Here is a 14,355-nt window from a genome sequence, read left to right as displayed (position 1 = left end):
ATTACTTCTCGACCACGGCAAAGAGGTCGTCTTCCTTCATGACCAGCAGTTCGTCGCCATCGACCTTGACGGTCTGGCCGCTGTACTTGCCGAACAGGACGCGGTCGCCGACCTTGACGGTCAGTGCGGTCAGGTCGCCCTTTTCGGTGCGCTTGCCGGGGCCGACGGCCAGGACTTCACCCTGATCGGGCTTTTCGGCGGCTGCGTCGGGGATGACGATGCCAGAGGCGGTCTTGGTTTCGCTGTCAACACGCTTGACGATCACGCGATCGGCCAAAGGACGAAGTTTCATTGCATCTCCTGGATAAGAAACGGGGTTGTGGTCGGGCGCCGGCGGAAAAGGCCGGCGGCCCATCGACTGGAAGCGAGGCCTTGTTAGCACTCGTCAGCAGCGAGTGCTAATCATAAGGGCAATCGGCGGACTTTCAAGGCCGGGGCGGCCCGCCGGGCTGTAACTGCGCTCGGTTTTTGGTCGCGAGGGCTTCAGAGGTCCAGCTTCAGGCTGGCCACGACGCTGCGCCTGGCGCCCGGAATCACGTACAGGTTGCCCCACGAGGCGGTGTAGAAGTTCCGGTTGAAGAGGTTGTGCACGTCGATCGACACGCGGGCGGTCTTGTTGATCTGCCAGAAGCTCACCAGCTTGACGGTGGTGTAGGCCGGCAGCGAGTAGGTGTCGGCGCTGTTGCCCGAACGGTTGCCCACGTAGTTGATGCCGGCACCCACGCCATAGCGGCTGCCGTCGGCCAGCGCATCCTCGCGGATGGCGAACAGGCCGGCGCTCGTCCTCGGGATGTTCACGATGCGCGTGCCGGGCGCCAGCGTTGCGTCCTTCGAGATGCGGGCGTCGACATAGGCGAAATTTCCGCTCACCCGCCAGTTCCTGTCGATCTGGCCGTAGACGTCTGCCTCGAAGCCGCTGCTCTTGACCTCGCCGGCCGCCACGGAGAAGCCGGGCGTGTCGCTGGCCGTCAGCACGTTGGTCTTCTTGATGTCGAACACGGCCAGGTTGGCGCCCAGGCGCTGGTCCGGCGTCTGCAGCTTCAGGCCGGCCTCCAGCGCGGTGGAACGCTGCGGATCGAAGGCCTGGCCGTTCTTGTCGGTGCCGCTGTTGCCGCGAAACGACTTGCCGGCCGAGACGTACCAGGAGCTCCAGTCGTTCGGCAGGTAGGTGAGGCCGGCGCGCGGCGAAACAGCATCATGCTTCTGGGCGCTGTTGCGGTTCACGCGGTCCTCGATGCGCTGCCTGAAATGGTCGTAGCGGGCGCCCACCAGCAGCTTCCACTGCGGCGAAAGGCTGATCTGGTCCTGCAGGAAAACCGCGCTCGCGCGCTGGTGCTCGTCCGAGCTGGAGGTGAGCGAGGTGAGCGGCGGCCGGGGCTTGCCATAGACAGGCTGGTAGATGTCGATCGGGTAGTTGCCCGAGCGGAGGATTTCGGTGTTCATCCACAGCCTGGACGCTTCCACGCCGACCAGCAGCGTGTGGGCCAGGGCGCCGGTCGCGAACTTGCCTTCCAGCTCCGCCTGGAAGGACGTGTCGCGCGACGGCAGCTGGCGCCAGGTGGCGCGGCGGTTGAGCGTCCGGTTGTCGCTGGCGAGCGAAGTCGCTTCGGTGTAGTTGCCGGAGAAGGTGCTTTCCTTGTAGCTCGCACCGATGCGCGCGCGCCAGTTTTCCGACAGCTGGCGGTCCAGCGTGAGCTGGTGCGTATTGCTGGTGAGCGTCATGTTGCCGTCGTCGGGCTCATTGAGCACACGGTCGCGCGGCAAGGTTCCGAGCAGGCCGCGAACATTGATCAGCCCGCGGTCCAGCGGCGTTTTCGAACGCAGGAATTCGGACTCGTAGTTGAGCACTGTCTTGTCGTCGATGACCCAGGTCAGCGCGGGTGCCACCAGGGTGCGCCTGTTGCTCAGCAGGTCGCTTCGGCTGTCGCCTTCCTCCACCGCCAGGTTCAGCCGGTAGGCCACGTTCCGGCTCAGCGCGCCGGTGCTGTCCAGCGTGCTGCGGCGCAGGCCCTGGCTGCCGATGCTGAAGTCGGCCGTGTTGCGGCGCGTGAACTCCGGCTTCTTCGTGACGATGTTGATGGTGCCGCCCGGCTCGCTGCTGCCGTAGATGGCCGACGCCGGCCCCTTGAGGAATTCGAAGCGCTCGACCGTGGCGGTGTCGCGCGGCGGGTTGTAGCCGCGCGATCCGGGGAAACCGTTGACCAGGAATCCCATGTCGGTACTGCTGAACCCGCGGATGCCGAAGTTGTCCCAGGTGCCGCCGAAGTCGTTGAGGCGCGTGATCCCGCTCACAAGATCCACCGTGTCGGCCAGTCGCGTTGCACCCATGTCCTCGATCAGCTGGCTGGAGACGATGCGCACCGACTGCGGCACCTCTCGCAGCAGCGTGCTGGTGCGCGTGGCACCGCTGCTGGTCGTGGGGTTGTAGCCGCCGGATTCGGGCTCGGCGACCACATGCACTTCGGGCAGCGATGTGCTCGCCGGGTCCGGCTGTCCGTTGCCGGTGCCTTGTGCCATGGAGAGCGGGGAAATGGAAGCGAGGGGGAGCAAGGCAAAGGCGATGCGTGACGACCGGATGCGGAATCTCATTGCAATTTGTTGACGTTTTATTTACAGTTAATGAGAATAACTCTCATTACCTATTGTAGACGTCCGCTACAACTGGTCGGTCGGCACGAACCAGGAGAACAGCAGCAGCTGCAGCCGCGTGAGCAGGCTCGAATCGGGCTCGCTGTCCAGCACCTCGTTGTCCACGTCGCCGGTGCCTATCCATTGCACGTTCTCGCCGTCGGGCATCAGCACGACGCGGTAGACGCCCTCGATGTCGTCCAGCTGGTAGGCATACAGAAGTGCCTGGGTCAGCTCGAAACTCCGCACGCGAACGCCGAATTCGGTGTTCAGCCGCGCCGAGCGCGGGTCGAGGTTCATCGAGCCGAGCAGCACCCACTCGCGGTCGACCAGCGCGAGCTTGGCATGCAGGCGGCCGCGCGCCTTCTTGAGCAGGCTGCGCAGCTGGCGGTTGCGCTTGAGCTGCTGGGTGCTGACCTCGTACAGGTTCACGCCCAGCTTCAGCATGTCGACGCGGTAGCGGTTGTAGTTGATGTTGACCAGCGGCTCGTCGCTGTCGGCCAGCGAATTGGTGATGACGCTGATGCGCACGCCGCGCGCCCGGCCCTCGCGGATGCGGGCCATGCCTTCGTCGCCGGGAATGAAGTAGGGCGAGATCACCACCACGTCCGAGCGCGCCGTGGCGGTCATCTCATGGAAGCGCGCAGCGAGCGATTCGGCGGGCGATGCGAGGATGCCCAGCGCCTTGTTGGGGCTGTCGGCCGCGGCATGGGCGTCGGCGCGCATCCACTTCATGCGGCCGATGTCGGCCAGCTGGACGCCGAGCGGCGGGTCGCCCATCACGTCGGTGCCCTGAAGCGCGGCCGGCGCAGGGGCGTGGACCGCCGAGGTGGCGGCTTCGAATTCCGACTTCAGGGCCTCCGGCGTGCCGCTGGCGCCGGCAACCCGCTGGAGCGGGTAGACCACCTCGCTGTTCCAGTAGGTGTCGAAGATGCGGGCGGCTTCCGGAACCACGGGGCCCGCCATGAGGAGCTCGAAGTCGATGAAGTTGGCATCCTCGCTGCGCAGGAAGTATTCGTCGGCCAGGTTGCGCCCGCCCGCGATGGCCATGGCGCCATCGGCCACGAAGAGCTTGTTGTGCATGCGGTGGTTGAGCCGGCGGAAATCGCCGAAGAACTCGAGCCAGCGCGTGGCCGAGTGGTCGCGGGCGTTGACGAAGGGGTTGAACAGCCGGACCTCGGCATTGGGCTCCGCGGCCAGGCCGAGCAGCAGGCGGTCCATGCCGGTCGTGTAGAAGTCGTCGAGCAGCAGGCGCACCCGCACGCCGCGGCGCGCAGCATTTCGCAGTTCGCGCAGCAGCAGGCGGCCGGTCTTGTCGTTGCCGAGCTGGTAGGTCTGCACGTCCAGCGAGGCCTGCGCGCGCCGCATCAGCTCGAAGCGTGCATCGAGCGCAAAGGAAGCCTCCACCAGCGGCCGGATGCTCGACAGCCCATCGTGCGCGGCGGTGTCCAGGCTGGCCGCGGCGCGGCCGAGCGCGGTGGAGGGCGAGGCGGCGATCGAGAGCGTTGGCGGCTCGGGCGTGCGCGGAGGCAGGCCGGCGCAGCCTGCGAGCACCCCGGCGATGCCAGCGGCCACCAGCCAAAGCGCCAGGCCGCGCAGCGCGGGGAACAAAGAGGCGAGGAACTTGTGGAGCATGGGGCCCGCGAACGCACACGACGTGCGGCCGGATCGTAGCCGCTTTGCCTTGCGCCGCGCCTGCGCCGCGGATGCATGCGGTGGCCGAACGTCCCCTTGCCGAGGCGGGGAAATCGGAACAAATGGGGCTTTATAAATAGAATGCGAATCGTTCTTAATAATGTTTCGGAGTGGAGCGGGAATGGCAAGGTTATTGGCGGGGCGCAGGGTCGCATCGGTTCTGGCAGGCTGCATGGCGGTCTACGTGCATCACCAGGTCCTGGCCCAGACCGCGACGGCGCCCGGCGCCTTGCCGGAGGTGAAGGTCGATGCGAGCGCCGAGGCCGAAACCGCAACCTCGCCGGTGATCGGCTACCGCGCCCGGAACGCCGCCACCGCCACCAAGACCGACACGCCGCTGGCCGAAACGCCCCAATCGATCACCGTGGTCACGCGCGACCAGATGGTGGACCAGGGCGCGGGCAATGTTCAGGACGCGCTCAACTATGCGGCCGGTGTGCGCTCCGATGCCTATGGCCAGGATTCGCGGACCGACTCGGTGCGCATCCGCGGCGCCACGCCCGACGTCTACCTGGACGGCCTGCGCCAGTCCTATGGCTACTACACCAGCACCACGCGCACCGAGCCCTACACGCTGGAGCGGCTCGAAGTGCTGCGCGGCCCGGCGGGCATGCTGTTCGGCGCGGGCACCGCGGCGGGCGTGGTCAACATGGTCAGCAAGCGTCCGCTGCAGGAAACCCAGCGCGAAGTGGGCGTGCAGTTCGGCAGCTTCGGCCGCAAGCAGGTCCAGGCCGACCTCACGGGGCCGCTGAATGCCGACGGCAGCCTGTCGTACCGGCTGATCGCGTTGCAGCGCAAGTCGGACTCGCAGGTCGACCATGTGCCCGACGACCGCAGCGTCATTGCGCCTTCGCTGACCTGGCGGCCCAGCGCGGCGACCTCGCTCACCTTGCAGGGGCTGTGGCAAAAGGACAAGAGCGGCAGCAGCTCGCAGTTCCTTCCGTGGGAGGGCACCTTGCTGCCGAACCCGAACGGACGCATTCCCGCCAGCCGCTTCATCGGCGAGCCGGGCTTCGACTACTACGACAGCGAACGCAAGACCTTCGGCTGGCAGTTCGAGCACAAGTTCAACGAGAACTGGCGCGTGCGGCAGAACTTCCGCTACGCGAAAAACGAGAACGACAACCGCTACCACTACGGCGCTGCCTTCAGCGGGGCCGAAAGCTGGGACGCCACCGATCCGATCTTCAAGCGCGTGCTCGGCCGCTACTACGACAGCTATCTCACGCGCAACCGCACGCAGACGCTCGACAACCATGTCGAGGGCCATTTCGAGACCGGCGCCGTGAAGCACACGCTGCTGGTCGGCGCGGATTTCTCCAGGCAGCGCGAGAACGTCTGGGGCGCGACGACCTTCGACACCATCGACGTCTACGCGCCGGTGTACGGCCACGTCGACCTGCCCGAGCGCGTGGCGCTGCCGCGCACCCGCCAGCGCCAGACCGGCGTCTACCTGCAGGACCAGGTCAAGCTCGACAACTGGATCTTCGTGGCGGGCCTGCGGCACGACAGGGCGGTGTCCAGCGCGGCAGGCAGCGACGAGCAGAAGAGCAGCGCAACCACCAAGCGCTTCGGCCTGATGTACGCCATGCCCTCGGGCTGGTCGCCGTATCTGAGCTACACCGAATCGTTCACGCCGCAGTCGCCGCGCAACGGACAGATCTTCACGCCCTTGCGCGGTGAGCAATGGGAAGCCGGTGTGAAGTACGAGCCGAAGGACCGCGCGCTGGCGTTCAGCGCGGCGGTCTACGATCTGCGGGAGAAGAACCAGATCACCTCGCCGTCGCCGAATGTGTACACGCAAGCCGGCAAGACCAAGACCCGGGGCGTCGAGCTCGAGGCCAAGGGCTCCATCGGCCCCGACCTCGACCTCGTCGCGCACTACAACTACACCGATGCCGACGAGCAGATCGAGGGCCTGCCCAAGCACCAGGCGAGCGTCTGGGCCAAGTACCGCTTCTCGATCGGCGGCGTCAGCGGCTTCTCGGCCGGCGCCGGCGTGCGCGTGATGAGCTCGTTCCGCGACCTGCAATTCGGCGTGGGACCGCGCGTGCCGGGCGTTGCGCTGGCCGACCTCGTGTTTGCCTACGACACGGCGCAGTGGCGCTATGCGCTCAACATCAACAACGTGACGGACAAGGCGTACTTCAGCACCTGCCTGTCGCGCGGCGACTGCTGGTACGGCTCGCGCCGCAACGTCGTGGCCAGCGCGACCTACCGCTTCTAACCGCTCACTTTCGACGAGGGCAGCAACGACATGAACAGCCGAAAGATCAAGACCTGGGCCTGGGTGCACAAGTGGAGCAGCCTCGTATGCACCGTGTTCATGCTGCTCCTGTGCATCACGGGCTTGCCGCTGATCTTCCATCACGAGATCGGCCACCTGCTGGGCACCGAGGTCGAGTCGCCCAGGATGCCCGCGAACACGCCGCGCGTGAGCCTGGACCGCGTGCTCGAAACCGCGCGTGCGAAGCACCCCGACCGCGTGGTGCAGTTCGTTTCGCAGCCCGAGGACGACGATGGCCTCTGGTTCGTCACGCTCACGCCAACGCCCGCACCCACGGACGACTTCAAGTCGGTGGCGGTGGACGCGCGCACCGGCGCCGTGCTTGCGCAGCCCAAGCTCGACGAGGGCTTCATGTACGTGATGTTCAAGCTGCACGTCGACCTGTTCGCCGGCCTCGCGGGCAAGCTGTTCCTGGGTTTCATGGGCTTGCTGCTGCTGGTGGCCATCGTCTCCGGCGTGGTGCTCTATGCGCCCTTCATGCGCAAGCTCGACTTCGGCACCGTGCGGCGCGAGAAGCGCCCGCGCCTGAAGTGGCTCGACCTGCACAACCTGCTGGGCATCGTCACGCTGGTGTGGCTGTTCGTGGTGGGCTCCACCGGCATGATCAACACCTGGGCCGACCTGGTCATCAAGTACTGGCAGTACGACCAGCTCAGCGCGCTTCTCGCGCCCTACAAGGACGAGCCGACGGTGCCCGTGGCCCAGCGCGCATCGGTGCAGCGCTCGATGGAGGTCGCGCTCCAGCAGACGCCCGGCATGAAGCTGTCCTTCGTCGCCTTCCCCGGCACGGCGTTCTCGAGCCCGCACCACACCACCTTCTTCATGCGCGGCAACGAGCCCTTCACGTCGAAGCTGCTGCAGCCGGTGCTGGTCGACGCCAAGACGGCCCAGGTGACCGCCGCGCCGAAGATGCCCTGGTACCTGACGGCGCTGCTGGTGTCGCAGCCGCTGCACTTCGGCGACTACGGCGGCATGCCGATGCAGATCATCTGGGCGCTGCTCGACATCGCGACCATCATCGTGCTGGGCAGCGGGCTGTACCTGTGGCTCAAGCGCGGCAACAGCGTGCCTGCTGCGGCCTCGCCGGCGGGACAGCGGCCGCCGCATGGCGGACCACATCAGCAGCCTGATCCGGCGCCCGCCATGAAGGTGCAGGCATGAAGCAGCGCCATAGCTTCTGGCCCATGTGGGGCTGGCCGATCGTGCTGGGCGTGCTCACCACCTTCGGGCTGATCTCGGCGCTGTTCAGCGACGGCGGCCTGGGTGACATGCTGGCCTGGTTCGCGCTGGGCATTCCCGTTGCCGTGTGCGGCTGGTACGGCTGGCGCAGAAAAGGCTGAATCCGGCCCGATCGGGTTCCTGCTAGTACGGGCAGGGGCGCGCGCCGAAGCAGAATCGGCGCAATGAAGCCTGCACTTTCCGCTGCCGCCACTGCCGCCGTCCGCCTGCTCCTGCTGGGAGCTCCGCTCGCCGCAGCGGCGCAGCAGGCCGACCGCGGCAGCCTGCCCGAAGTCACCGTCTCCACGCCGCGCGGCGAGGTCGCTCCGTTCAACGTGCCGGGCTCGGTGGACCGGGTCGACGGCGCCGAGATGCGCGACAGCCGGCTGCAGGTCAATCTTTCCGAAAGCCTGGGCAGCGTTCCGGGCCTGCAGGTGCAGAACCGCCTGAACTACGCGCAGGACCTGCAGCTGTCGATCCGTGGCTTCGGCGCGCGTTCCACCTTCGGCGTGCGCGGCGTGCGGCTGTATGTCGACGGCATTCCCGCGACGCTGCCCGATGGCCAGGGCCAGACTTCCAACATCGACATCGGCTCGCTCGACCGCATCGAGATATTGCGCGGGCCCTTCTCGGCGCTCTACGGCAATTCGTCGGGCGGCGTGCTGCAGGCCTTCACCGCGTCGGGCGAGGGCGCGCCGCGGCTTTCGTACTCGGCGGCCGGAGGCAGCTTCGGCACCTGGCGCCAGTCGCTCCAGGCCAGCGGATCGCAGGGCGCGGTCGACTACCTGCTGAACGCCAGCCGCTTCCGGACCGACGGCTGGCGCGAACACAGCGCGGCACGGCGCGACATTGCGAACGGCAAGCTCGGCATCGCGCTGGACAACGGCGACAAGCTCACGCTGGTGCTCAACAGCGTGCGCATCAGCGCGCAGGATCCGCTGGGCCTCACGGCCGACCAGTACGCGCTCGCGCCGCGCAGCGCACCGCTCGCCACGCAGTACGACACCCGCAAGACCGTGGAGCAGACCCAGGCCGGCCTGCTCTATGAGCGGCGCATCGATGCCGCGCAGTCGCTGCGGCTCATGGTCTACGGCGGCGAGCGCAAGACCGTGCAGTACCAGTCGATCCCGCCGTCGGCGCAGCAGAACCCGCTGCATGCGGGCGGCGTGATCGACCTCAAGCGCCAGTACGGCGGAGCCGACCTGCGCTGGACCGCCGCGCTGCAACTGGCCGACCGGCCGCTCGAACTGGTGGCGGGGCTGGGCTACGACAGCCTGCGCGAACAGCGCCGCGGCTACGAGAACTACCTCGGCCGCGTGGCCGCACCCGTGCTGGGCGTGCAGGGGCGCCTGCGGCGCAGCGAGCGCAACGAGGTCTGGAACCTCGACCCCTACGCGCAGGCCACCTGGCGCCTTGCGGAGCAATGGACGCTCGAGGCCGGCGTGCGCCGCAGCAGCGTGCACTTCGATTCGCAGGACCGCTACATCGTGGGCGCCAACCGCGACGACAGCGGCAGCGCGCGCTACAGCAAGACGCTGCCCGTGGCTTCGCTGCGCTACCAGGCCACGCCCGATCTCGCGCTGTACGGCTCGATCGGCCGGGGCTTCGAGACGCCGACGCTCAACGAGCTGTCGTACCGCGCAGGCGGTGCCAGCGGGCTCAACTTCGCGCTGCGGCCCTCGGTCAACGACAGCGTCGAACTGGGTGCGAAGGCGAGGCTGGGCGGAGGGCTGCTGACGGCGGCGCTGTTCCAGACCCGCACCCGCGACGAGATCGTGACCGACACCAACACCGGCGGCCGCGCCACGTTCCAGAATGCGGGCCGCACGCGGCGCAACGGCTTCGAGCTGGCCTGGCAGCACGAGACGGCCAGCCACTGGCGCACCCAGCTGGCCTACACCTGGCTCGACGCGCGCTACCGCGATGCCTTCTGCTCGCCGTCGCCCTGCGCGGCATCCAACACGGTGGCGGCGGGCAACCGCATTCCGGGCATTGCGCGGCAGTCGCTCTTCGCATCGCTGGGCTGGGTGCCGCCCGAAGGCTGGCGCGCCGGCGTCGAGATGCGCGCGCTCGGGCGCATGCAGGCCAACGACGCCAACACCGCCAGCGCGCCGGGTTATGCCGTCGCCGCGCTGTACGCCGGCTACCTGAAGAAATGGGAGCGCTGGGAGTTCAACGCCTTTGCGCGCGTCGACAACCTGTTCGACCGCCGCTACGTGGGCTCGCTGATCGTCAACGAGGGCAATGCGCGCTACTACGAGCCCGCGCCGGGCCGCAACTGGACGGTGGGCCTGAGCGGCGCCTACCGCTTCTGAGGCCCAGGCGCCGCCGTCCGCAAGGGTTTTTACAGGCCGGCCGCGGCGCGCAGCGCAGCCGCCTGCGTGGTCGCTTCCCAGGTGAACTCGGGTTCTTCGCGGCCGAAGTGGCCGTAGGCGGCGGTCTTCTGGTAGATCGGGCGCAGCAGGTCGAGCATCTGGATGATGCCCTTGGGACGCAGGTCGAAGAACTCGCGCACGAGCTCGGCGATCTTGGCGTCGGGGATCACGCCGGTGCCTTCGGTGTAGACCGTGATGTTCATCGGCTGGGCCACGCCGATGGCGTAGGCCACCTGGATCTGGCACTGGCGCGCGAGGCCGGCGGCCACGATGTTCTTGGCCACATAGCGCGCAGCGTAGGCGGCCGAGCGGTCGACCTTGGACGGGTCCTTGCCCGAGAACGCGCCGCCGCCGTGCGGGCAGGCGCCGCCGTAGGTGTCGACGATGATCTTGCGGCCCGTGAGGCCGCAGTCGCCCTGCGGGCCGCCGATGACGAAGCGCCCGGTCGGGTTGATCAGGTAGCGCGTGTCCTTGAGCCATTCCTTCGGCAGCACGGGCTTGATGATCTCCTCGATGATGGCTTCATTGAACGAGGCCTTCATCTTGGTGGGCGTTTCGCTCTGGTCGGGGTGGTGCTGCGTGGAGAGCACCACGGTGTCGATGCTGTGGGGCTTGCCGTCGACATAGCGCATGGTCACCTGGCTCTTGGCGTCGGGCCGCAGGAAGGGCAGGCGGCCGTCCTTGCGCAACTGGGCCTGGCGCTCCACGAGGCGGTGCGCGTAGTAGATGGGTGCGGGCATGAGCTCGGGCGTCTCGTCGCAGGCGTAGCCGAACATCAGGCCCTGGTCGCCGGCGCCGGTGTTCAGGTGGTCGTCGCTCGCGTGGTCCACGCCCTGGGCGATGTCGTTGGACTGCTTGTCGTAGCAGACCATCACGGCGCAGCCCTTGTAGTCGATGCCGTAGTCGGTGTTGTCGTAGCCGATGCGCTTGATGGTGTCGCGCGCCACCTGGATGTAGTCGACGTGCGCGTTGGTCGTGATTTCGCCCGCGAGCACCACCAGGCCGGTGTTGGTCAGCGTCTCGGCGGCCACGCGGCTGCGCGGGTCCTGCTCGAAGATCGCGTCCAGGATGGCGTCCGAGATCTGGTCGGCGACCTTGTCGGGGTGGCCTTCGGAAACCGATTCGGAGGTGAAGAGGAAGTCGTTCGCCATTTTGTTCAAAGCTCCTTGAAGTGATTTGGCGCGTTGCCAACTCTGCGGAGCCCTGGCGAACGCTTTAGCAGATGCCGATGAATCGGCGGGGCACAATCGCTTCTGCGCTTGTGTTTGTCGCCCTGCAAGTTGTTCCGTAACTCGGCGACAATTTGCATTCTATTCGAGCCGCGCCAAATCGTGCGCGCGCGTCCTGGTTTTCACTCCCTGTTGCTCATGGTCACCCTGTTCCGCCTGCTTGCCCGCGTACCGATGCCCGTGATGCATCGGCTCGGCGCGCTCTTGGGCTGGATCGTCTGGTATTGCGCGCCGGACTACCGCCGCCGCTTCAAGGCCAATGCCGAGAGTGCCGGATTCACCCCCGGGCAGTACCGCCCCGCCATCGCGGCCGCCGGCCAGATGGCTGCCGAGCTGCCCTGGCTGTGGCTGCGCCCGCAGGGCGAGAGCGTGCTGCGGCGCGTGGTGCGCTGGGAAGGCGTGGAGGCCTTCGAGGCCGCCATGCGGGAGAAGAAGGGCGTGATCCTGGTGGCGCCGCACCTGGGCAGCTGGGAGATGTGCGGCCAGGCGATCGGCGAGCGCTTTCTCGAGACCTTCGGGCCGATCACCGCGCTGTTCCGCCCCGCGCGCAAGAAATGGATGGCCGAGCTCATCGCCGCCGGCTCGCGCGACCGGCCCGGCCTGCAGACGCTGCCCACCAACAACACCGGCGTGCGCGGCCTCATCCGCACGCTGCGCAGCGGCGGCTACACCGGCATCCTGCCCGACCAGGTGCCGCCGCTCGGGCAGGGCGTGTGGGCGCCCTTCCTCGGCCGGCCGGCCTACACCATGACGCTGCTGCCGCGGCTCGCGCAGCAGACCGGCGCCGCCTGTTTCCTGAGCGTGTGCGAAAGGCTGCCGCGCGGCGCGGGCTACGTGATCCGCTTCGAGCCGATCGTGGGCACGCCGCTCACCGATCCGGCCGCGCCCATCGAGGCCGCGGCGGCCGCCATGAACGACGCCATCGGGCGCCTGATCCACAGCCTGCCGGGGCAGTACGTGTGGGACTACGCGCGCTACAAGGAGCCGCGCGGCGAAACCGCGGTGGCGGCCCAGCCCGGGGAGCAGGCACGATGAGTCTCGGTTCCCGGCTCGGCATCGCTTTCATGCGCGCGATCGCGCCGCTGCCGCTGCCGCTGGTGCGCGGTTTCGGCGCGCTGCTCGGCCGCGTGCTGCACACCATCGCCTTGCCGCGGCGGCGCGTGGTCGACACCAACCTGGCGGTGTGCTTTCCCGGCAAATCCGAAGCCGAGCGCCGCCGCATCGCGCGCGAGACCTTCGTGTACGTGGCGCAGTCCTGGCTCGACCGCAGCTGGCTCTGGCATGCACCCGAAAAGGTGGTGGCCAGCCGGCTCAAGGTGGTGGGCGCGGCGGCGGAGATCCGCGAGATTGCCGATGGCGACGAGCCGATGATCCTGTTCGCGCCGCATTTCTACGGCCTCGATGCCGCAGCCACGGCGCTGACCATGCACACGGCAAGGCCCTCGGCCACCATCTACACGACCCAGCGCGATCCGATGGTCGACGCATGGATCCGCGAAGGCCGCACGCGCTTCGGCAACGTGGCGGCGCTCAACCGCGTCGACGGCATCAAGCCGGTGCTCGCGGGCCTGCGCAAGGGCGGCCTCCTGTACCTGCTGCCCGACATGGACTTCGGCCGCGACCAGACGATCTTCGTGCCGTTCTACGGCGTGCAGGCGGCCACGGTGCCCTCGCTCTCGCGCTTTGCGCGGCTGGGCAAGGCGAAGGTGGTGCCGGTGGTCGCGAAGCTCACGCCGGGTGGCTACGAGATCGAAGTGCGGCCGGCCTGGCAGAACTTCCCGACCGACGACGTCGAGGCCGACACGGCGCTCATGAACCAGCGTCTGCAGGGCTACATCGACACGATGCCTTCGCAGTACTACTGGGTGCACCGCCGCTTCAAGACGCGGCCCGAAGGCGCGCCGCCGATCTATTGATGGCTACCCGGCGGCGGCGCTTCAACTGCGCTGCAGGAAGGCCTCGATCTCGCGCGCGACCAGCTGCGGCTGCTCGTGCACGATCCAGTGGGTGGCGTTGGGCACCTTCTTCACCTCGAGCTTCGGCACGTAGTCCTCCAGGCCTTCGAGCAGGCCCGGCAGCAGCGCGGCGTCGTCGAGTGCCCAGAAGACGAAGGTCGGCACGTCGATGGTGAGCCGCTCGCGCGGCAGCACCGGAATGCCGTCGATGGGTTGGCCCGGCAGCGGCGGCTTCATCGGCGTGACGCGATACAGGTTGCAGGCGCCCGTGAGGCCGGCGTTCCACACCTCGCGGTAGCGCTGCTTCACGTCCTCGGTCAGCCAGCCGAAGCCGTCGGATCCGGCCTTCATCAAGGTGAAGAAGGGCCACATGCGCTTGAAGTCGTCGGCCGAGAGCAGGGCCTCGGCATCGGGCCTGGCGAGAAAGTTCATGTAGGCGCTGGCCTGCTGTTGCGCCGGGTTGTGGCGCAGCTCGCGCGTGAAGGTGCCGGGGTGCGGCGAATTGATGATGACCAGCTTGCCGACCTGCTGCGGAAAGGCATTGGCATAGCCCCAGCCGAAAGCGCCGCCCCAGTCGTGCGCGACCAAGGCGGCCATGGTGCCGTCCGCGCTCTCGGTGGCCGCCAGCTGCTGGATGTCCTGGATCAGCAGATGGGCCTTGTATGCGGCCACCTCGGTGGGTGCGCTCGACTTCTCGAAGCCGCGCAGGTTGGGCGCGATGCAGCGGTAGCCGCCGTGTTCAGGCTGGGCGAAGTGCTCGAGCAGTTCGTCCCAGATGAACGCGGCTTCGGGAAAACCATGAAGGAACACCATCAAGGGGCGCCCGGGCGTGCCGGTTGCGCGGCAGCTCAGCGTGGTTCCGTTGGGCAGGCTGCGCTGGAACGTCTCGATCATGCTTTGTCTCCTTCAACTTCCGTTGCTATTGTTTTCATAGTGGATCACGCAGATGAAACGGCCCGCGCCGGTTT

The 14,355-nt window shown here is 67.6% G+C and carries 11 protein-coding genes; 6 read left to right on the top strand and 5 right to left on the bottom strand.

Annotated elements, in window-relative coordinates; all coding sequences use genetic code 11:
• Position 1: 1 nt before the first annotated feature.
• The 3 genes from VPA02S_RS07275 to VPA02S_RS07265 form a co-directional block, all read right to left on the bottom strand.
• On the bottom strand, positions 2-292 hold the full coding sequence (locus VPA02S_RS07275; RefSeq protein ID WP_012746268.1) for a co-chaperone GroES: 291 nt from the start codon (positions 290-292) through the stop codon (positions 2-4).
• Positions 293-483: 191 nt separating this feature from the next.
• Positions 484-2,589, bottom strand: a complete 2,106-nt coding sequence (locus tag VPA02S_RS07270) for a TonB-dependent siderophore receptor (RefSeq protein WP_012746269.1) — start codon at positions 2,587-2,589, stop codon at positions 484-486.
• Positions 2,590-2,655: 66 nt separating this feature from the next.
• Positions 2,656-4,263, bottom strand: a complete 1,608-nt coding sequence (locus tag VPA02S_RS07265) for a phospholipase D family protein (protein WP_012746270.1) — start codon at positions 4,261-4,263, stop codon at positions 2,656-2,658.
• Between the two features lie 181 nt (positions 4,264-4,444).
• Here VPA02S_RS07265 and VPA02S_RS07260 point away from each other — a divergent pair, with 181 nt between their 5' ends.
• From VPA02S_RS07260 to VPA02S_RS07245, 4 genes are all read left to right on the top strand, one after another.
• Positions 4,445-6,550, top strand: coding sequence for a TonB-dependent siderophore receptor (locus tag VPA02S_RS07260; protein WP_012746271.1), 2,106 nt, complete (start codon positions 4,445-4,447; stop codon positions 6,548-6,550).
• A gap of 30 nt (positions 6,551-6,580) precedes the next feature.
• Positions 6,581-7,771 (top strand): PepSY-associated TM helix domain-containing protein, encoded by a 1,191-nt coding sequence (locus VPA02S_RS07255; RefSeq protein ID WP_062363070.1) that lies wholly within the window; start codon positions 6,581-6,583, stop codon positions 7,769-7,771.
• On the top strand, positions 7,768-7,950 hold the full coding sequence (locus VPA02S_RS07250; protein ID WP_028254298.1) for a hypothetical protein: 183 nt from the start codon (positions 7,768-7,770) through the stop codon (positions 7,948-7,950). Before VPA02S_RS07255 ends, VPA02S_RS07250 begins: the two co-directional genes overlap by 4 nt.
• A gap of 63 nt (positions 7,951-8,013) precedes the next feature.
• Positions 8,014-10,143 (top strand): TonB-dependent receptor domain-containing protein, encoded by a 2,130-nt coding sequence (locus VPA02S_RS07245; RefSeq protein ID WP_028254299.1) that lies wholly within the window; start codon positions 8,014-8,016, stop codon positions 10,141-10,143.
• Positions 10,144-10,172: 29 nt separating this feature from the next.
• Here VPA02S_RS07245 and metK read toward each other — a convergent pair whose 3' ends face one another.
• Positions 10,173-11,354: a methionine adenosyltransferase gene (gene metK / locus VPA02S_RS07240; RefSeq protein ID WP_012746275.1), complete on the bottom strand. Its 1,182-nt coding sequence runs from the start codon at positions 11,352-11,354 to the stop codon at positions 10,173-10,175.
• Between the two features lie 216 nt (positions 11,355-11,570).
• Between metK and VPA02S_RS07235 the strand changes: the two genes are divergently transcribed.
• Complete coding sequence (locus VPA02S_RS07235; protein ID WP_012746276.1) at positions 11,571-12,467, top strand: lysophospholipid acyltransferase family protein; 897 nt, start codon at positions 11,571-11,573, stop codon at positions 12,465-12,467.
• Positions 12,464-13,348: an LpxL/LpxP family acyltransferase gene (locus VPA02S_RS07230; protein ID WP_028254300.1), complete on the top strand. Its 885-nt coding sequence runs from the start codon at positions 12,464-12,466 to the stop codon at positions 13,346-13,348. Before VPA02S_RS07235 ends, VPA02S_RS07230 begins: the two co-directional genes overlap by 4 nt.
• Positions 13,349-13,369: 21 nt before the next feature.
• Here the strand turns inward: VPA02S_RS07230 and VPA02S_RS07225 are convergent, their stop codons facing one another.
• Positions 13,370-14,281, bottom strand: a complete 912-nt coding sequence (locus VPA02S_RS07225) for an alpha/beta fold hydrolase (protein ID WP_027730057.1) — start codon at positions 14,279-14,281, stop codon at positions 13,370-13,372.
• Between the last annotated feature and the right edge of the window lie 74 nt (positions 14,282-14,355).

The sequence above is a fragment of the Variovorax paradoxus NBRC 15149 genome, from assembly GCF_001591365.1.
GTDB lineage: Bacteria > Pseudomonadota > Gammaproteobacteria > Burkholderiales > Burkholderiaceae_C > Variovorax > Variovorax paradoxus.
Note: the sequence above shows the minus strand (reverse complement) of the source record. Positions and strands in the feature narration are given on the sequence as shown.